The 19827-nt window shown below is 72.9% G+C and carries 11 protein-coding genes; 4 read left to right on the forward strand and 7 right to left on the reverse strand.

What is annotated here, in order from left to right:
• The first annotated feature begins 303 nt into the window (after window positions 1–303).
• Window positions 304–6753, forward strand: coding sequence for a type I polyketide synthase (locus IE99_RS0103440; protein ID WP_030163574.1), 6450 nt, complete (start codon window positions 304–306; stop codon window positions 6751–6753).
• A 37-nt stretch (window positions 6754–6790) separates the two neighbouring features.
• Window positions 6791–8125 carry a crotonyl-CoA carboxylase/reductase gene (ccrA, locus tag IE99_RS0103445; protein WP_030163576.1) on the forward strand — a complete coding sequence of 445 codons (1335 nt, stop codon included), beginning with the start codon at window positions 6791–6793 and terminating at the stop codon, window positions 8123–8125.
• Window positions 8126–8390: 265 nt separating this feature from the next.
• Here ccrA and IE99_RS0103455 read toward each other — a convergent pair whose 3' ends face one another.
• The 3 genes from IE99_RS0103455 to qcrB all read right to left on the reverse strand — a co-directional run bounded on the left by IE99_RS0103455 (window position 8391) and on the right by qcrB (window position 11644).
• Entirely contained in the window at window positions 8391–9026 is a 636-nt protein-coding gene (locus IE99_RS0103455; RefSeq protein WP_030163578.1) for a class F sortase, read from the reverse strand.
• Between the two features lies 1 nt (window position 9027).
• Entirely contained in the window at window positions 9028–9741 is a 714-nt protein-coding gene (locus tag IE99_RS0103460) for a hypothetical protein (RefSeq protein ID WP_030163580.1), read from the reverse strand.
• Between the two features lie 292 nt (window positions 9742–10033).
• Entirely contained in the window at window positions 10034–11644 is a 1611-nt protein-coding gene (gene qcrB, locus IE99_RS0103465; RefSeq protein WP_051711906.1) for a cytochrome bc1 complex cytochrome b subunit, read from the reverse strand.
• 241 nt (window positions 11645–11885) lie between these two features.
• Here qcrB and IE99_RS0103470 point away from each other — a divergent pair, with 241 nt between their 5' ends.
• On the forward strand, window positions 11886–13157 hold the full coding sequence (locus IE99_RS0103470) for a PucR-like N-terminal domain-containing protein (RefSeq protein WP_037558611.1): 1272 nt from the start codon (window positions 11886–11888) through the stop codon (window positions 13155–13157).
• 30 nt (window positions 13158–13187) lie between these two features.
• On the opposite strand, the gene IE99_RS0103475 is transcribed toward IE99_RS0103470, so the two are convergent.
• The 4 genes from IE99_RS0103475 to IE99_RS0103490 all read right to left on the reverse strand — a co-directional run bounded on the left by IE99_RS0103475 (window position 13188) and on the right by IE99_RS0103490 (window position 18330).
• Window positions 13188–14696 carry a DUF4153 domain-containing protein gene (locus IE99_RS0103475; protein WP_051711907.1) on the reverse strand — a complete coding sequence of 503 codons (1509 nt, stop codon included), beginning with the start codon at window positions 14694–14696 and terminating at the stop codon, window positions 13188–13190.
• Window positions 14697–15055: 359 nt separating this feature from the next.
• On the reverse strand, window positions 15056–16111 hold the full coding sequence (locus tag IE99_RS0103480; RefSeq protein WP_030163587.1) for a sensor histidine kinase: 1056 nt from the start codon (window positions 16109–16111) through the stop codon (window positions 15056–15058).
• A complete protein-coding gene (locus IE99_RS0103485) occupies window positions 16108–16785 on the reverse strand; it encodes a response regulator transcription factor (RefSeq protein ID WP_030163589.1) in 678 nt (225 codons plus the stop codon). Before IE99_RS0103485 ends, IE99_RS0103480 begins: the two co-directional genes overlap by 4 nt.
• Before the next feature lie 63 nt (window positions 16786–16848).
• The gene (locus tag IE99_RS0103490) at window positions 16849–18330 is read right to left on the reverse strand and encodes a glutamate-cysteine ligase family protein (RefSeq protein WP_030163591.1); all 1482 of its coding nucleotides are present in this window, start codon (window positions 18328–18330) and stop codon (window positions 16849–16851) included.
• A gap of 145 nt (window positions 18331–18475) precedes the next feature.
• Here IE99_RS0103490 and IE99_RS0103495 point away from each other — a divergent pair, with 145 nt between their 5' ends.
• On the forward strand, window positions 18476–19816 hold the full coding sequence (locus IE99_RS0103495) for a sensor histidine kinase (protein WP_030163593.1): 1341 nt from the start codon (window positions 18476–18478) through the stop codon (window positions 19814–19816).
• Window positions 19817–19827 lie beyond the last annotated feature (11 nt).

A 19827-nucleotide genomic window follows, 5' to 3' on the forward strand; every position in this document is an offset into this window, starting at 1 on the left:
CCCGGGGCATCGCCGCTTCCCCCTAAATGCGCTTGTCGCTGCTAACTAATTGTCAAGCCCCGGTTACAATTCGTGTAATCACGGTCACCAATTGTCATTCTCTGACTACTCTGACCGGAACGCAGGGCATGAAGCTCAACTATTCCATCTGGCCACATTGGTTACTAGTGAGTCTTGTCATCGCCGTGACAAGTAGTGGATGAGAAAAGTGGTCTGGATGCGCATCGTGAGCCGGGCACCGTAGGACAAAGTGGTCCCTCCGCTTCGTTGAACGATCCCGGTTTCATGGGGGGAACCCACCGCATGCAGAGCAACGATCGTTCCGGAGCCGCGCAGGACGACGCTCGGATCACCGAGGATTCGATACGCCGGCACCTGATCGACCAGATCGCGCGCCGCTCCCGGACCCCCGTCGCCGACATCGACCCCGACCGGCCGCTCGAGGAATTCGGTCTCGCCTCGCGGGACGCCGTCGCCATCGCCGGCGAACTCGAGCAGATGCTGGGCCGCTCGCTCCCCGCCACCCTCGTCTGGGAACACCCGACGATCAACAAGCTGGCCGTGGCCCTGGCCGGCGGCCCCGCCGCCGCCTCGGCCCCCGCCCCCGCGCCCCTCCCCGCCACCCCGCAGACCGCCTCCGACGAGCCGATCGCCGTCGTCGGCATCGGCTGCCGCTTCCCCGGCGGCGACCGCGACCTCACCACGCCCGAGGACTACTGGCGCTTCCTGACCGGCCGCGGCGACGCGATCCGCGAGGTGCCGGACGGCCGCTGGGACCCGTTCGACGACGGCTCCCCCGAGGTCGCCGACCTGCTGGAGAAGACCACCCGCCTCGGCGGCTTCCTGGACGACGTCGCCGGGTTCGACGCGCAGTTCTTCGGCATCACGCCGCGCGAGGCCGCCGTGATGGACCCGCAGCAGCGCCTCGTCCTCGAAGTGGCCTGGGAGGCGTTCGAGCACGCCGGCCTCGGCCCGGCGTCGCTGCGCGGCAGCCGCACCGGCGTGTTCGTCGGCGTCTCCGCGCCCGAGTACGCCGCGTTCACCGCGTCCGACCTCGTCTCGCTGGAGCCGTTCACGGCGACCGGCGCGGCGCTCAGCATCATCGCCAACCGCCTGTCGTACCTGCTGGACCTGCGCGGCCCGAGCATGATCGTCGACACCGCGTGCTCGTCGTCGCTGGTGTCCACGCACCTCGCGGTGCGGGCGCTGCGCAACGGCGAGGCGGACGTGGCGCTCGCCGGCGGCGTGAACCTGCTGCTGTCGCCGACCGTCACGATGACGTTCGACCTGGCGGGCGGCACCGCGTCCGACGGGCACTGCAAGGCGTTCGACGCGTCCGCCGACGGGATGGTCCGGGCGGAGGGCTGCGGCGCGGTCGTGCTGAAGCGGCTGTCGGACGCGCAGCGCGACGGCGACCGGATCCTCGCCGTCGTGCGGGGCTCCGGCGTGAACTCCGACGGCCGCTCCAACGGCCTCGTCGCGCCGAACTCCGACGCGCAGCGCGCCCTGCTCCGAGACGTGTACGCGGCCGCCGGGATCGACACCCGCGAGGTCGACTACGTCGAGGCGCACGGGACGGGCACGTTCCTCGGCGACCCGATCGAGGCGAAGGCCATGGGCGACGTCCTCGGCGCGGGCCGCGACGCCGACGAGCCGCTGCTCATCGGCTCCGCGAAGTCGAACCTCGGCCACATGGAGTCGGCGGCGGGCATCGCCGGTCTGATCAAGGCCGTGCTGGCGCTGCACCACCGCGTCATCCCGCCGAGCGCGCACTACAAGGAGCCGAACCCGCACATCCCGTTCGACGACCTGCGCCTCGCGGTCGCCGCCGAGGAGACCCCCTGGCCCGACCGCGGCCACCCGCCGCGCGCCGGCGTTTCCGGGTTCGGGTTCGGCGGGACGAACGCGCACGTCGTCCTTGAGGCGGCCCCCCCGCAGGAGACGGAGTCGCAGCCGGCCGTCGTCCGGACGTTCCCGCTGTCGGACACCGGCGAGGACCGCGTCCGCGACCACGCCGCCCTGCTGGCGGAGTGGCTGCCCGCGCGCGACGACGTGCCGCTCGCCGATCTCGCCCTCACCCTGCACCGGCGGGGCGGCCGCGGCCGCTCCCGCGCCGCCGTCGCCGCCCGTGACCGCGACGGCCTGATCGAGGGCCTGAACGCGCTCGCCGAAGGCCGCCCGCACCCGGGCGTCGTGACCGGCTCCGCGCTCGGCGTCCCCGGACGCCCCGTCTGGGTGTTCTCCGGGTACGGCGCGCAGCGTCCGGGCATGGCGCAGCGCCTCCTGGAGGAGGAGCCCGCGTTCGCGGAGGCGATCGACGACCTCGACGGCCTGTTCGCCGAGGAGGGCGGCCCCGACCTGTGGGCGCTCCTCGAAGAGGGCCGCAAGCCGGACGGCCCGGCCGAGGCGATGCCGGTGCTGTTCGCCATCCAGATCGGCCTCGCCCGCATGTGGAAGGCGTACGGCGTCACGCCCGGCGCGGTCATCGGCCACTCGATGGGCGAGGTCGCCGCGGCCGTCGTCGCCGGGGCGCTCAGCACCGCCGACGGCGTCAAGGTCATCTGCCGCCGGTCCCGGCTGCTCACCCGGCTCGTCGGCGGCGGCGCGATGGCCGTGCTCGGCGCGTCCGCGCTGGAGGTCGCCCGGCTCGCCGAGGGCCTGCCGAAGGTGTACGCGGCCGTCCACTCGTCGCCGAAGCAGACCGTCGTGACCGGCGACGCCGACCAGGTCGCCGAGATCGTGAAGCGCGCCGAGGCGGAGGGCCGCCTCGCCCGCCTCGTGCAGGCCGAGGGCGCGGGCCACTCCCCGCAGGTCGACCCGCTGCTGGACGACCTGCGCGAGGCGCTGGCCGGGGTCGGCGCCGACCCCGGCGTCCCGCTGTCCTGCGACACCCGGCTCTACACGACCGCGCTCGACGACCCGCGGGCGACGCCGGCCCGGTACGACGCCGACTACTGGGCCGCGAACCTGCGCAACCCGGTCCGGCTCACCGACACGATCGCCGCCGCCGCCGAGGACGGCTACCGGACGTTCGTCGAGATCAACGCGCATCCGATCCTCGCGCACGCCGTCGGGGAGACCCTGGACGGCACCGGCGCCATCGTCACGCACACCCTCAAGCGGGCGCCCAAGGGCCAGGAGACCGACGACACGCTGACGTTCCACGCGCAGCTCGCGACGCTCGCCGCCTACGGCCACACGATCGCCGCGCCGGCGGGCGGCGCCGTCGCCGACGTCCCGCCGTCGCCGTGGCGGCACGAGCACCACTGGGTCGACCTGTCGTCCCGGACGTCGGCCGGCAAGGACGAGCACCCGCTCCTCGGCGCGCACGTCGAGCTGCCCGGCGAGGACCGGCACGCCTGGCGCGCCGACGTCGGCCTCGCCGCCCAGCCGTGGCTCGCCGGGACCGCCGTGCACGGCCTGCCCGCGCTGCCCGTCGCCGCGTTCGCCGAGATGGCGCTCGCGGCCGGGGCCACCGCGCTCGGCACCGACGCCGTCCGCGTCAACAGCCTGTGGATGGAGCGCCCGCTCGCGCTCGCCGGCCACACCACCGTCACGACGACGTACAGCGAGTCGGAGCAGCGCGTCGAGATCCACGTGCTGACCCCCGCCGGCACCTGGACGCGGCTCGCCAGCGCCGACGTCGGCGCCGACCTGCGCGGCCCGGCCGACTCCGAGCCCGCCGCCGCGACGGAGGTCGCGGGCGCCGAGCGCGGGTCGCGCCACTACCGGCTGCACCCCGAGGTGTTCGACCGCTGCCTGGCGGTGCTGTCCGGCGAGGCCGCCGCCGAAGACGGCGGTGTCTGGCTGGCCGAGTCGATCGGCAGCCTCCGCGTGTACGGCCCGACGCATCGCGGCGGCCATGTCAGCGCCCGGGTCGTCCGCGACGACGAGGGCGTGACCGGGTCGGTGCGGCTGCTGGGCTCCGACGGCGAGGTCCTCGCCGAGGCGACCGGCATCGCCCTGCGGCGGGTGGAGCGCCACGACGTGCCCGTCCCCGTCGCCGGCAAGCTGATCGAACTCGTCTGGGACGAGACGGACGCGCCCGAGGCCACGGCCGGCGACGGCACCTGGCTGATCCTCTCCGACGAGGACGACGCGACCGGCGCGTTCGCCGCCGCCACCGCCGAGGGCCTGGAGCGGGCGGGACGCCGCGTCATCCGGCACCGCCTCACCGGCCGCCCGCCCGGCGACCACCCGGAGATGGACCGGCCCGTCGCCGGGGTCGTCCTCATTCCCTCGCCCGCCCACGCCGACGAAGACCTCGTCCTGACCGTCGCGGGCGTGAGCCGCTCCCTCCCGGACGGCCCCCGCCTCTACGTCGCGACCCGCGGCGCCGTCCCCGTCCTGGACGGGGAGGCCGGCGACCCGCGGCACGCGCACATCGCCGCGATCACCCGCGTGCTCGCGTTCGAGCGGACCGTGCAGCGCGCGACGCTCGTCGACGGCGACACGGCCGACGGCCTGGTCGCGGAGCTGCTCGCCGACGACGACGCCCGCGAGGTCGCCTGGCGCGGCGGGGTGCGCCGCGTGGCGCGGCTCGCGCAGGCGGAACTCCCCGAACCGGCCGGCAGGCCGGAGCGGATCGTCCGCCGCGGCGGCGCCTACGTCATCACCGGCGGATACGGCGGCATCGGCCTCGTCACCGCCCGGCTGCTGGCCGAGCGCGGCGCCGGACGCATCGTCCTGTCCGGCCGCTCCGGCCCGGACGCCGACGCGGAGAAGGTCATCGCCCGCCTCCGCGAGGACGGCGTGGACGTCGGCGTCGTCCTCGGCGACATCGCCGGGCCCGGCACCGCCGAGCGGCTGATCCGCGTCGCGCAGGAGGGCGGCGTCCGGCTGTGCGGCATCGTGCACGGCGCCGGCGCCATCGACGACCGCCTCATCACCGACCTCGGCCCCGACGATCTCCACAGGGTGTGGACGGCGAAGGTCGAGGGCGCCCGGCGGCTCAGCGAGGCCGCCTGGGACCTCGACCTCGACTGGTTCGTCATGCACTCGTCCGCGGCCGCGCTGCTCGGCTCGCCCGGCCAGGGCGCCTATGCCGCCGCGAACGCCGCGATCGACGCGCTCATGGCGTACCGCCGGGCGCACGGCAGGCCCGGCACCACGGTCAACTGGGGCACCTGGTCGCAGGTCGGCGGCGCGGTCGACACGTCCGTCACCGTCATCGACCCGATCAGCCCGGCCGAGGGCGCCGAGGCCCTGGAGGCGGTGCTGGCGCTCGGCGTGCCCGCCGCCGGCGTCGTCCGGTTCGACCCCGTCACGGCCGTCGGGCTGTTCCCCGAGATCCGCAGGATGCCGTACTTCGCGGCGCTCACCGCCGCCGCGGACGAGCGCGGCGGCGCCGACACCGGCGACTGGCCCGGCGTCGAGGCCCTCAAGGGCGTCGATCCCGCCACCGCCCGCGCCATGATCGCCGCGCAGGTGCGGTACCGGATCGCGTCCGTCCTCGGCTTCGACCCCGAGCGCCTCGATCCGGCCGTCCCGCTCACCGACCTCGGCCTCGACTCCCTCGTCGCCGTCCGCATCAAGAGCGGCGTCGAGCACGACCTCGGGCTCACCGTGCCCGCGTCGGTGCTGCTGCAGGGCGCCAGCGTCAACGTGTTCGAGGAGTGGGCGTCGTCCGAGCTCGGCCTCGGCGACGCGCCCGCCCCCACGGCCGTGTCGAACGCCGAGTCCGGCTACGTGATGCCGCGCGACGCCGCCGAGCGGCTCGCCGTCCGGATGTTCGAGGACGTCCTCGGCCTCGACCGCGTCGGCGTCACCGCCGACTTCTACGCCGAGCTCGGGGGCCGGGAGGAGCAGGCCGACCGGGTCGTCGCCCTCGTCGCCGCCGAACTCGGCCACGAGGTCACCCGCGGCGACCTGTTCGCGGTTCCGACGGCCGAGCACGTCGCCGAGTACATCCGGGCCGCCGACGAGGAGGCCGCGCGGCAGACCGTCCGGCCGCTGAAGCCCACCGGCGACCGCAGGCCGATCTTCATCGCGCACCCGGCCGGGGGCACCACCGCCTGCTACCGGCAGCTGATCGAACTGCTCGGCGCCGACCAGCCCGTGTACGGACTGGAACGGTTCGATGACGCACCGTCCGTCGAGGAGCGCGCCGCGCGCTACGTCCGGCACCTGGTCGAGGCGCAGCCCGAGGGCGCGTTCCGGCTCGGCGGCTGGTCGTTCGGGGGCGTCCTCGCCTACGAGACGGCCCGCCGGCTGACGGCGGCCGGACGCGAGGTCGAGTTCGTCGCGCTGTTCGACGCGGGCCTGCCGCTCGCCGTCGACGACGAGTCCGACACCCTCGCCCGCCGGTTCGCGGCGTTCGCCGACTACATCAACGAGACGTACGGCCTCGAGGTGTCCCTCACCTACGAGGAGCTCGCGGGACTGGACGAGGAGGCCCAGTTCGCGCTGGTGATGGAGCGGGCCGCGCCGCTGGTGGACTTCATCCCCCCGGCCGCCCTCACCCACCAGCTCACCTCCCACCAGGACACGCGGTCCCTGGAGGCCTACAAGCCCGGCACGTACGACGGGCACGTCATCCTGTACTACGCGCCCGAAGAGACGCCCTGGGCGGTCAAGGACGCGCGCTACGTGCTCGACGGGACCAACGGTTTCGGCGGGCTCTGCTCCGACCTGGAGATCGTGACGATCCCCGGAGTGCACCACCTCAACCTGCTGGACCCGCCCGGTGTCGAGGTACTCGCCGCGCACCTGGACGAGAGGCTCAGCGCCCGCGAGGCCACCCCGGCCCGCTGACGGTACGACCCACCCCGTCGTCTCACGGAGGACATTCATGGCCCAGTCCGGTTCGTCCCATGCCCTGCTCGACGCCGTCCGCAACGGCGCGAGCGGGCAGGAGCTGCAGGAGATCGACCTGCCGACCCGCTTCCGCGCGGCGTTCACCCGCAAGGACGAGGTCGGCATCTTCGACGGGCAGACCGACAAGGACGTCCGGCGCTCGATGCACGTCGGCGAGGTCGACATGCCCGAGCTCGCGCCCGACGAGTGCGTCGTCGCGGTGATGTCCGCCGCGATCAACTTCAACACCGTCTGGTCGGCGATCTTCGAGCCGGTCCCGACGTTCGCGTTCCTGGAGAAGTTCGGCCGGCAGGGCTGGTACGGCGCCCGCCACGACCTGCCGTACCACATCCTCGGCTCCGACGGCTCCGGCGTGATCGTCCGCACCGGCGCCGGCGTGAAGAGCTGGAAGGTCGGCGACAAGGTCGTCATCTCCCCGTCCTACGTCGACGAGGAGGACCACGGCTCCTACGACGACGGCATGATGAGCGAGACCCAGCTCGCCTGGGGCTTCGAGACGAACTTCGGCTCCCTCGGCGAGTACTGCATCGTCAAGGCGAACCAGCTCATCAAGAAGCCCGCGCACCTGTCCTGGGAGGAGGCGGGCGCCAACACCCTCTGCGCCGCCACCGCCTACCGGATGCTCGTCGGCACCCACGGCGCCCGCATGAAGCAGGGCGACGTCGTCCTCATCTGGGGCGCCACCGGCGGCCTCGGCTCCTACGCGACGCAGCTCGTCAAGAACGGCGGCGGCATCCCGGTCGGCGTCGTCTCCTCCGACGAGAAGGCGGAGATCGTCCGCGCGCAGGGCTGCGACCACGTCATCAACCGCAACGACCTCGAGCTCGGCGAGCAGGGACTGCGCCACCCGAAGGCCGGCCGGATGCTCGGCGAGGCGATCCGCCGCCTCGTCGGCGAGGACCCGGGCATCGTCTTCGAGTACCTCGGCCGGGAGACGTTCGGCGCGTCCGTCTACGTCGCCAAGCGCGGCGGCAAGATCGTCACCTGCGGCTCCTCGACGGGCTTCAAGCACGAGTACGACAACCGCTTCCTCTGGATGCGCCTGAAGAGCATCATCGGCTCGCACGGCTTCAACTACCACGAGGCCGTCGAGGTGAACCGGCTGTTCAGCCTCGGCATGATCCACCCGACGCTCTCCAAGGTCTTCCCGCTGGACGAGGCGGGCGAGGCGACCCGGGCCGTCCAGACGAACCAGCACATCGGCAAGGTCGCCGTCCTCTGCGGCGCCACCGGCGAAGGCCAGGGCATCGACGACCCGGCGATGCGCGAGCGCATCGGCGAGGAGAACTTCAACCTCTACCGCCGCTGACCACCCCGCGACGAGGGACGGCCCCCACGGGGACCGTCCCTCGTCGTACATCCGGGCACGCTCACAGGTTCTGGGCCGAGAAGGGGTCGTGCTCGGCCAGCAGCCTGTCGAGGCGCGCCTGGTCGACCCGGCCACTGATCGCCTGGTTCTCCTGGTTGTCGCGCAAGGGCCTTCGTCCCGGACCTCGAACGGGCCTCGGCTGGACGTCGCGGGACGCGTGAACGCCCGCGGCCCGTCGGGGACGGGCCGCGGGCGTTCGCGTCGGTCAGGTGCCGAGCAGGCGGGCGTAGACGATCACGTTGTCCTTGTAGTGGCCGGACGCGGGGTCGAAGGCCCCGCCGCAGGTCACCAGGCGGAGGGACGCGTGGTCGAGGGCCGCGCCGAAGACCTGCCCGTGCGGGAAGGCGTTCTTGGCGACGCGCTGCGAGCGTTCCACCGCGAACGTGGCGGTGGTGCCGTCCTGGCGCTTCACCTGGATCCTGTCGCCGGGCTTCAGCTCCTTCAGCCGGGCGAAGACCGCCGGCCTGCCCCTGGCGTCGACGTGGCCGAGGAGGACGGACGGGCCGACCTCGCCCGGAGTGACGCCCTCCTTGTACCAGCCGGTGAGGTTCGGCCTGCTGAGCGGCGGCTCCTCGACGCGTCCGTCCGGCCGCAGCCCGATCGCGCCGACCGGCGCGGACACGCCGATCCTCGGGATGGCGATCTTCGTTGGCACGGAGTGGTTCAGCGGAGCCCGCTGCGCCGGGGGCGCGGCGGGCTCCGGGGCGGTGGCCGAGGGGCTCGGAGTGCCCGAGGACGCGGGCGTCTCGCCGCCGCAGCCGCCGAACACGAGTCCGGTGAGCAGCGCACCGGTCACCGCACCGAAGGCGCGGCGACCGGTGGAGGTGGAAGGTCCGGTCAATTTACGACCGCTTCCCCGCCGTCTTACGGCGCAGCGCGAACGCGCCGAACCCCGCGAGCAGGAGCGCGCCGCCACCGGCCGCCGGCAGCAGCGCGGACGAGCCGTCCCGCTGCCCGTAGACGCTGCCGTCACCGGTGTTGATCGGGCCGGTGGGGATCTTCGGCGTCCGGGGCTTCAGACCGTTGTCGCCCTTCTCAGGGCTGGTGCTGAGCTTCACGGAGCCGTACCCCTTGCAGACCACCGTGGCGGTCGTCGGGTCGGGCAGCTTGCTGCGGAACGTACCGGTGGCCCGCCAGCGGTTCTCGGCGATCTTCGCCACCGGCAGCGGGTTGCGGGTGTAGCCGTTGCTCGTGATGCTCACCGAGCTCGGGCACGTGATCGTGAAGGTGGTCGAGCCTCCGGGGACGACGCGGTTGGTCGACAGCCGCACCTTGTCGGTGCCGAACTTGAACTGCGGCGCGGTCGGCGTCGGCGTCGGGGTGGGTGTCTCGGTCGGCGTGTCGCCGGGAGCGACCTTCCGCCAGCGCGGCTGCTCCTCCCCGGCCTTCAGGGTGCACCTCATGAGGACGCCGTCCACGGTCTTGCCGGTCTCGCCGATGTTCTTCTTGCCGCAGAAGGCTCCGGGGGTCACCGGGTCGGCGAGTGCGGGAGCCGCCATCCCGAGCACCATGGCTCCCGCCGCGAATCCCGTCGCGGCCAGCCGGGTTGCACGCATGCCTTTCTCCTCTGATCGGGGGCTCTCCGTCTCGCCGGCCGGCCGGCGAGAAGCGCACGGGGCGATGGCGGGGGACATGCCGTGCGCGCGGTGGCCGGGCCGGTGGGACGGAAGAGAATGCTGAGCTCGCAGCCTAATGACAGCCGGCGACAGATATCGGAGAAAGTGGGAACAAATAATGGAATGACCGGCCCCGGTCATTTCCGCTATTCCGGTAAACCCGAATTGATGATCAGGAGTCCATGACAGGGGAAGAAAGATCGTCCGGCGCGTGAACCGGCGGGAAATGGCCTCAGGGGCCGAGGACCTTGTGATCGTCTTTGCCGTTGGGGGCGGGCGGAGAGGCCAGGTCCTGCCGGAAACGGCGGTTCAGGGCCGCGCGGAGGCGGCCTCGCCGGGTGCGGCTCTCCGGGGCCTCGATACCCTTCTTGAGCGGACGGGCCAGCGCCACCGCCACGGGCGGGCGGGGGTCGGTGATGGGGGCGAGGCGCTCCTCGTCCAGGGGTTCTTCCACCTCGATGTACTCGCCGCTCGGGCGGCGGTGAATGCGGCCCGTTTCCAGCCCGTGCTGGACGAGGGCGAGGTCGCGGCGTTGCAGGCCCAGGCATATCCGGTAGGCGATGACGTACCCGAGAATGGGGCCGAGGATGATCGCGCAGCGGAAGAACCAGGTCGTCCAGAACAGCGGGATCTCGAAGGTGTGGGCGATGACGTCGTTGCCGCCGGCGGCCCACAGGACGCCGTAGAAGACGACGCCGCCGACGCCGATGCCCGTGCGGGCGGGGACGTCGCGGGGCCGGTCGAGCAGGTGGTGCATTTCGCGGTCGCCCGTCACCCACCGTTCGAGGAACGGGTACGCGGCGAGGCCGGTGAACAGCAGGCCGGGGACGACCAGGGCCGGGACGATCACGCTCATGGGCAGCGAGTGCCCGGCGACGGTGATCTCCCAGGCGGGCATCATGCGCAGTGAGCCCTCCAGCCAGCCCATGTACCAGTCGGGCTGGGAGCCGGAGCTGATCGCGCCGGGGTCGTACGGGCCGAACAGCCAGACGGGGTTGATCTGGAAGAACGTCGCCATCAGCGCCGTGACGCCGAAGACCCACAGGAAGAACGCGGTCGTCTTGGCGATGAAGACCGGGAAGAAGGGGTAGCCGCGGACGGTCCTGTTGGAGCTGCCCTTGCCGGGGAACTGCGTGTGGGTCTGCCGCCAGGTGAGGACGATCGCGTGCAGCGGGATCAGGGCCGCGAGGATCCCCGGTATCAACAGGATGTGGATGACGTAGAGCCGCGGGATGATCTCCGTCCCGGGGAACTCGCCGCCGAACAGGAACATCAGCAGGTAGGAGCCGACGAGCGGGAGGGACGCGATGACGCCCTCCAGGATGCGCAGCCCGGTGCCCGAGAGCAGGTCGTCCGGCAGCGAGTAGCCGAACAGGCCGTTCAGCATGACGAGCATGAACAGGACGATCCCGATCAGCCAGTTCAGCTCGCGGGGCTTGCGGAACGCGCCGGTGAAGAAGTTCCGCAGCAGGTGGATCAGGATCGCCGCCATGAAGATGACCGTCGACCAGTGGTGGATCTGCCGCATGAGCAGGCCGCCGCGCACGTCGAAGCTGATGTGCAGCGTGGACGCGTACGCCTCGCTCATCCGGACGCCGCGCAGCGGCTCGTAGGAGCCGTCGTAGACGACCTCCGCCATGCTCGGCTTGAAGAAGAAGGTCAGGAACACGCCCGTCAACAGGATGATGACGAACGAGTACATGGCGATCTCGCCGAGCAGGAAGCTCCAGTGGTCCGGGAAGGCCTTGCGGAGCGACTTGCGCAGGAACGCCTGCCCGCCGAAGCGCTCGTCGATGGCCTTGTTGGCGGAGGTCAGGGCCTTGGGAGGGACGCGGTCGGTCACGTGACCACCTCACGTGGCGTGGTGTCTTCCCTCCACTGTCGCACCGGACGCGCCGGGCGGCCAGGGTCCCCCCACTTGTGTGGTTTCGTCAGGCTATCGGCCGAATCTGGTCGTTTCTCGACCTAGACTTTGCACACCTGGGACCACCAGGTCATGATTTGCCTCACATTCGACCCATAGGTAATTAATTACCCCGTGTGTACGGCGCGCAACGCAAGGGGACGAGCGGCGGGAGGTACACGTGGCGGAAGAGGGTTCGACCGCTGACGGGCGCCCGTGGGCGGATCTGCCCCGGGAGCTCGCCGACCACATGCGGCCCCATCTCGACGAGGTGGCGGACGACATGATGCAGGAGATCCAGACGCGCGTCCGCGAGTACGACCGTCCCGGGGACGGGTCCTACTCGGGCACCCTCCGGCTCGCCGTCGAGCGCGTCCTGCACTACTTCGTGGACCGGGTGGCCGACCCCGGCCACGAGCCGGGCTCGGTCACCGACTTCTTCCGCGCGATCGGGCGCGGCGAGGCCGGCGAGGGCCGCAGCCTCGACGCGATGCAGACCGCGATGCGCGTCGGCGGCATGGTCGCCTGGCGGCGGCTCACCGAGGGCGCGGAGACCCTCGAGGTCTCGCCGCGCATGCTGGGCGCGGTGGGGGAGGCGCTGATGCAGTTCCAAGACGAGCTCGCCGCCGCCGCGGCGGAGGGGTTCGCGCAGGCCAAGGCCGCCGTCGCGGGGGAGATGCAGCGCCGCCGCAAGCGGCTGCTCGACCTCATGTTCGCCGACCCGGCGGCCACCTCCGAGGCGATCGCCGACCTCGCCGCCGCCGCGCACTGGCCCGTCCCGCGGACCGTCGCGGCCGTCGCGCTGGGCTCGCACGACGCCCGCAAGACCGCGTTCCCGCCGGACATCCTCGCCGACCTCACCCGGCGCACCCCGAGCCTGATCATTCCGGACCCGGACGGCCCGGGGCGCGCGAAGCTCGTCGACCGCGCCCTCGCCGGCACCCTCGCCGTCGTCGGCCCGACCGTCCCGGTGACGGAGGCGGCCCGGTCGATCCAGTGGGCCCGCAAGACGCTCGGCCTCGTGAGCCGCGGCGTCATCGAGGCGGACGCGGGCGTGATCCGCAGCGTCGAGCACATGTCCACGCTGATCCTGTTCCAGGACGAGGAGCTCATCACGTCTCTGGCGGAGCTGCGGCTGGCGCCCCTCGCGCACCTGCGCCCCAGCCAGCAGGACCGCCTCGCCGAGACGCTCCTCGCCTGGCTCCAGTCCGGCCGCAACGCCAACGAGGTCGCGATGCGGTTGCACGTCCACCCGCAGACCGTCCGGTACCGCCTCCGGCAGCTGGAGGAGCTTTTCGGCGACCAGCTCCTGGACCCCGACCTCCGCTTCGACCTGGAGATCGTCCTGCGGGCCCGCGCGCTCCTGGCCGACAAGCCGGGCGAGCACATCATCCCGCAGGCGCGCGAGGCCGTGGGGGAGAGCGGTGAGGTGGTCAGCTTCCGGCGCGGCTGACGTTCCGGGCGGCTCCGGCCTGCTCCTCCCTCACCAGGAGGAGCAGGTGCCGGCCGGTCGCCTCTCGAGGATCTCTCGCGCCCTCTGCCGGGCGAGGTTGGCGGCCGCGGCGGGATCCTCCTCGCGCAGCCGGTTCTGGATCGGCTGCAGCGCGCACGACCGCTGCGGCTCGGGAAGCCGGTCCAGGGCCGGGACGGCGTCCGCCGACAGCTCGCCCAGGTACCAGCCGTCGATCTTCCCGGTCTCCTCGAACCGCGTGACGTTCCGCTCGGCGATGAACCCGTCCGGGTTGAGGACGGCCAGGGCGATGAACGCCGCCGCGCCGCTGCCCGCGACCGCGCGCGGCAGCCAGGCCGCCCGCCACCGCGCCCCGGCCGCCGCGACGAGCACGATCACGAGGCCGAGCCACAGCTCGAACGCGTGCACCCACAGCCGGAGCCGCGTCCACCCGAACGTCTCCTCGTACAGGTAGAGCCTCCGCAGCGCGACCGCGACGACGACCAGCGTCAGCGCGCACAGCGTCCCGAGCAGGACCCGGACGGTCGCCCGGTCGCCCCGCGCCGCCGTCGGCGCGTACCGGACGGCGAACGCCAGCACCGCGAGGACCAGCACCGTCACGATGACGAGCTGGAAGAACCCCTCCCGCGCGTACTCGGCGTACGTCAGGCCCGTCGCGCGCAGCACCCGGTCACGGTCGGACGCCAGGAACACCCTGGCCTGCACGGTGCAGAAGGCGAGGAACAGCAGGTCGAGCATGGCGATCGGCACCGCCCACGCCCAGCGTCCCGCCGGGGCCGGCCTCTGCGGGGCGAGCGCCTTCAGCGGCGGCGGCGTCTGCGCGAGCGTCACGGCCGCGAACGCCACCGCGGCCGTCGCCGCGCCCACGACCACGTACAGCAGGACCGACCCGATCGACAGGTCCGGGACGAGCCCGGCCGCCAGGTCGCCGAACGCCGCGTCCGCCATGGCGAACAGCCCGCCGAACACCGAGAGCAGGGCGCCGGCGATGAGCGCCGTCCGGATCACCGGCCAGGCCCGGCCCCGCCCCGGCACGATCAGGCCCTGTAGCCCGCGTGCCGACCAGGACGCCATGCGGATCCCGGCGGGCGGCAGCGCGAGCCCGCCCCCGATCACCTCGACCCACGTCCGCCCGCCCGCCAGCGCATAGGACGCGATGGGGACCGCGAGCACCACCGCGAGGCCCACGACCCACTCCGCGTCCCGGACCGCCGCGACGGAGACGAGCAGGAGGGCAAGCAGCCCGAACGCGAGGCCCGTCCGGTTGACCCGCGCGAACCCGCTCCTCTTCGGCTGGACGAGCCGGCCCGCCTCCCGGAGCGACACGCCCGCGACGCAGGCCAGCGTGATCGCCGTGAGCAGCAGCCCCACTCCGAACCGCTCCGCCCTCAGAGCGGGCACGACCGCCACCGATCCCACGACGGCCGCGATCACGGCCCCGAGGACGAGCCGCCCCGACGGGGGCCGCTCGGGTTCCTTCCAGGCGAGGAACATCCGCTCCAGCGCCGTCTGTTCCCGCACCGGGAGCGGCGGCCGAGGAGCCCCGGGTCCCCGCCCGTATCCCCAGTCCGGCGGACCGGGCGCAGGGCGCACCCACCCACCGGGCGCCCCATACCCCGGCCCCCCGCCCGGGTAAGGAGCGGCACCGACTGGCGGCCCCCCGACATGCGGAACGCCCACGCCGTGCACCGCCGCCCCACCCTGCTCCTGTGCGACGCCGCCCTGGGGCGGAGTCGCGCCTTCCCTCGGCGGTTCGACGCCGGGGGCCGTGGTGGGGTGTGGGGGTGTGCTCTGGTCCTTGGGCGCGGCTTGTTCCGGCGGCTCGTCCCGGACGTCTTCGGTGGACGGCGTCCAGAAGCCGTGGGACTCGGGGTCGTTCGTCATCTCGGCGCTCTCGTCGTGGGGTGGGAGGGGATGGTGACGCGGATCCGGCAGCCGGACGGGGTGTCCAGGACGGTGATGCGGCCACCGTGGAGTTCGGTCGCCCAGCGGGCGATGGCGAGGCCCAGTCCGGTGCCGCCGCCGGGGGTGCCCGTCTGCGGACCGGACGCGGCGCCCCTGGAGAAGCGTTCGAAGACCCGGGTGCGTTCGCCCGGCGGGATGCCGGGGCCGCTGTCCGCCACGTCCAGGACGAGGCCGTCCGGGCCGGAGCGGGCGGTCACGGTCACGGGTTCGCCCGGGGGGCCGTGGCGGGCGGCGTTGTCGAGGAGGTTCGCGACCACCTGGTGGAGGCGGTCGCGGTCGGCGGTGGCGTGCAGGCCGGGGGCGACGTCGGTCGTGAAGGCGACGTCGGGGTGGCCCGCGGCGGCCTCGGCGGTGACGTCGGCGATGAAGGACGCGATGTCGAGGTCGGCGAGGTCGAGGGGGGCGGCGCCGGCGTCGACCCGGGACAGGTCGAGGAGCTGGGTGATGAGGCGGCCGAGGCGCTCGGTCTGGTCGAGGGCGGACTCCAGGACGTCCGGCGTGGCGGGGGTGACGCCGTCGGCGACGTTCTCCAGGACGGCGCGGAGCGCGCTGATGGGCGTCCGGAGCTCGTGCGAGACGTTCGCGACGAACTCGCGGCGCTGGCGGTCGACTTCGGCGAGGTCGGCGGCCATCGTGTTGAAGGCCTGGGCGAGTTCGCCGACCTCGTCGCGGGACGTGGCGCGGACGCGGCGGGTGTAGTCGCCGCGGGCCATGGCGCGGGCGGCGGCGGTCATCTCGCGCAGCGGCGCGGTCATGCCGTGCGCGATGAGCTGCATGACGACGAGGGAGAGGAGGAGGCCGACGGGCAGCGTCTGGCGGGCGCGGAGGCCGAGGGGGTACCCCCACAGGACGATCAGCGCGGCGGTGCAGGCGGTGACGACGACGGTGATGCCGAACTTGACCTTGATGGAGCGGAGCGGGTCCAGGGGCCGGGGCAGCTTTGTCCACAGCCTGTGGACAACGGGGGTCACGCGGTCTCCAGGCTGTAGCCGACGCCGTGCACGGTGCGGATGAGGTCGGCTCCGAGCTTGCGGCGCAACGCCTTGACGTGGGTGTCGACGACGCGGGTGCCGGAGCCGTCCGTCCAGTCCCAGACCTGTTCGAGCAGGACGGCGCGGGTCAGGACGGTGCCCTGGTTGCGGGCCAGGCAGCTGAGCAGGTCGAACTCGGTGGGCGTGAGGTGCACCTCGGTGCCGGCGCGGCGGACGCGGCGGGCCGCGGGGTCGATCTCGAGGGGGCCCGCGCGCAGCGGCGTGGGGGCGGGCTGGTCGGCGGCGCGGCCGACGCGGCGCAGGACGGCGCGGATCCGCGCGACGAGCTCGCGCATGCTGAACGGCTTCGTGAGGTAGTCGTCCGCGCCGACGCCGAGGCCGACGAGGAGATCGGTCTCGTCGTCCCGGGCGGTCAGCATGAGGACGGGCACGGGCCGTTCGGCCTGGACGCGGCGGCACACCTCCAGGCCGTCGAAGCCGGGGAGCATCACGTCGAGGACGATGAGGTGCGGTTCCCGGTCCCGGGCGCGCTCGACGGCGGCGGGGCCGTCGGCGGCGAGGTCGACCGTGAACCCCTCGGCCGCCAGCCGGTCCGCCACCGCCTTCGCGATCGTGGGTTCGTCCTCGACGACGAGGATGCGGGTCTCGTTCACCTGCCCGACTGTAGATGCCGGGTTTGTATGCGGTGAGAGCGAAATGTGTAGGTTCTGTGTTGATCAGGGGCCGATCGGCCAGGTGTGCACGGGCTCGTTGTCGGCCAGCCGGTCCAGGTACGTCCGGGTCATCATGCGCAGCGCCTCGTGGCGCGGCGTGTTGAACGACTCCTCCAGCGACTCGACGGTGGCGATCTGCCAGGCCGCGCCGGTCTGGCCGGTGACGCAGCGCCGCTCGACGATGCCGAGGAGCCGGTCGCGGCGGGCCGGGTCGACGCCCCACCGGTCGAGGCCCTCGTGGGCGAGCGGCAGCAGCTTGCGCAGGATCAGCTCGGTGGCGGGAACGTCCCCCATGCCGGGCCAGTAGAGCGTCGAGTCCAGGCCGTCGCGCGCGGCTCGGTGCAGGTTGTCCTCGGCGGTGGCGAAGGACATGCGCGTCCATACCGGACGGTCCTCCTCGGCCAGCATCCGGACGAGCCCGTAGTAGAACGCGCCGTTCGCGATGACGTCGGCGACGGTCGGGCCGGCGGGCAGCACACGGTTCTCGACGCGCAGGTGGGGACGGCCCTTCACGACGGCGTAGATCGGACGGTTCCAGCGGTAGATCGTGCCGTTGTGGAGGGTGAGCTCACCGAGCTGCGGGATGCCGCCGGCGTCGAGGACGGCGAGCGGGTCCTCCTCGTCGCACAGCGGGAGCAGGGCGGGGAAGTAGCGGGTGTTCTCCTCGAACAGGTCGAAGACGGAGGTCACCCACCGCTCCCCGAACCACACGCGGGGACGGACGCCCTGCGCGATGAGCTCGTCCGGACGCGTGTCCGTGGCCTGCTCGAACAGCGTGATGCGGGACTCCTGCCAGAGGCGGTGCCCGAACAGGAACGGCGAGTTCGCCGCCATCGCGACCTGCGGACCGGCGATCGCCTGGGCCGCGTTCCAGTAGGCGCCGAACTCGTCGGGGCTCACCTGCAGATGGAACTGGACGCTCGTGCACGCGGCCTCGGGGATGATGCAGTCGGCGTGCATCCGCAGCGGTTCGGGGCCGTCGATCGCGATGTGCAGCTCCTCGCCGCGCGCCGCGAAGATCTGGTCGTTGAGCATCTTGTAGCGGGCGTTGGAGGAGAGCGTCTCCTCCCCGATGTCCGCGCGGCGCAGGGTCGGCAGGATGCCGATCATGACGAGCCGTCCGCCGACCTCGCGGGCCCGCTCGTCGGCGTGGTTGAGATGGTCCCTGACCTCCACCTCCAGTTCGCCGGTGCCCTCGCCGCCGAGTTCGCGCGGCGGAATGTTGATCTCGAGGTTGAACTGGCCGAGCTCCGTCGCCCAGGCCGGGTCGGCGATGGCCTTCAGGACGTCGGCATTGCGCATGAGCGGGTCGCCGAGCGCGTCGATCAGGTTGAGCTCGATCTCCAGTCCGATGTGGGGGCGTTCGAAGTCGAACTGCGATTCGCCCAGCATGCGGGCCAGGACGTCCAGGCACCTGCGTACCTTTTCCCGGTACCGCCGCCGGTCCTCGCCACTGATGGTGACCGAAGCCACGTCCCTGCCCATGTGTTCCCGTCCCTGTGCTCCGGAGGAACCGTCATAAAACGGATGTCCAACGGAAGGGGGGTGAAAACCCGGCGCGCTTTCGGGGTTGGTGATTTGTGACCGGTCGGTAGCGTAGGTCACCGCCGGTGCACCAGGGAGGCAGCCCATGCGGATGCGCCCCCGGTCGATCAGGGCCAGGGACACGATCGTCGCCGCCGTGCTCGCCGTGCTCGTCCTCGGCCTCTGCGCGTCCGGTATCGACATGGCGATCCGTACCCGCGTCACGGACGACCTACTCCGATCCGCTCAGATCGACGCCCGCCGGGTGAGCGGCGGCGTCCGCGACGGAACGCTGCGGACCCCGATCCCCGACGGCGGCCACGGCCGCATCCTCATCCAGGTCGTCGCGCCGGACGGCCGTGTCGTCAACGCCACACCGGCCGCCGCCGGACGCGCACCCGTCTCGCGCCTCCACCCGTCCAGCGGGATGCGCGTCCGCGACCTGGTCGAATGCCGGGGCCGCTGGCCGCGCCGCGAATGCCGCGCCGTCGAGGCGATCCGGGTCGACACCGCGCCCGACTCGCTGGTCGTGTACGCGTCCGGGGAACTGCCGTCCTACCTGGTCACCGGCTTGCTCGAAGGGACGCTGGCCGCGGCGGTGCTGCTGCTCGCCGCCGTCGTCGCGTGGATCACCTGGCTCATCGTCGGCCGGACGCTCCGCCCTGTCGGCGAGATCCGCGCCCAGCTCGCCGAGATCAGCGCCACCGACCTGTCGCGGCGCGTCTCGGAACCGCCCGGCGAGGACGAGATCGCCCAGCTCGCCCGCACCGCCAACGCGACCCTCGAGCGGCTGGAGAGCGCCGTCCGGCGGCAGCGCCAGTTCGCCTCGGACGCCTCGCACGAGCTCCGCACGCCCATCGCGGGCCTGCGCGCCAACCTCGAGGACGCCTCGATGCACCCCGAGGACAACGATCTCCCCGCCGTCGTCCGGCAGGCCCTCCGCGACACCGACCGGCTGGAGGCGATCGTCACCGACCTGCTCCTGCTCGCCCGCATCGGCACCGGCGGCGCCGTCCAGGAGCGCATCGACCTGTCCGCCCTGGCCGCCGCCGAGCTGGCGGGCCGCGCCTTACACGCCGCGGTCGAGACCCGCCTCGACCCGGACGTCCCGGTTCGCGGCGTCCGGATGCAGCTGGTCCGGCTCCTCGGCAACCTCCTGGACAACGCCGACCGCTACGCGGACACGTCGATCACCGTCGAGGTCGCCCGCGACCACGACCACGCCCTGCTCGCCGTCACCGACGACGGGCCGGGCATCCCCGCCGCCGACCGCGAACGCGTCTTCGAGCGCTTCACCCGCCTCGACACGGCCCGCAGCCGCGACGCCGGCGGCGTCGGCCTCGGGCTGGCGATCGCCCGCGAGATCGCCCGGTCCCACGACGGCACCCTCCGCATCGAGGACCGCCCGAGCGGCGTCCGCTTCGCGCTCCGCCTCCCCCTGGCATGAGAAAAGGGCCG

The organism is Spirillospora albida, assembly GCF_000718255.1.
Classification (GTDB): Bacteria; Actinomycetota; Actinomycetes; order Streptosporangiales; family Streptosporangiaceae; genus Spirillospora; species Spirillospora albida.

Bases quoted from the DNA above. Each gene is read 5' to 3' on its own strand.
- IE99_RS0103440 (WP_030163574.1), top strand. From the start codon at position 304: ATGCAGAGCAACGATCGTTCCGGAGCCGCGCAGGACGACGCTCGGATC.
- IE99_RS0103495 (WP_030163593.1), top strand. From the start codon at position 18,476: ATGCGGATGCGCCCCCGGTCGATCAGGGCCAGGGACACGATCGTCGCC.
- IE99_RS0103460 (WP_030163580.1), bottom strand. From the start codon at position 9,741: ATGCGTGCAACCCGGCTGGCCGCGACGGGATTCGCGGCGGGAGCCATG.
- IE99_RS0103490 (WP_030163591.1), bottom strand. From the start codon at position 18,330: ATGGGCAGGGACGTGGCTTCGGTCACCATCAGTGGCGAGGACCGGCGG.
- ccrA (WP_030163576.1), top strand. From the start codon at position 6,791: ATGGCCCAGTCCGGTTCGTCCCATGCCCTGCTCGACGCCGTCCGCAAC.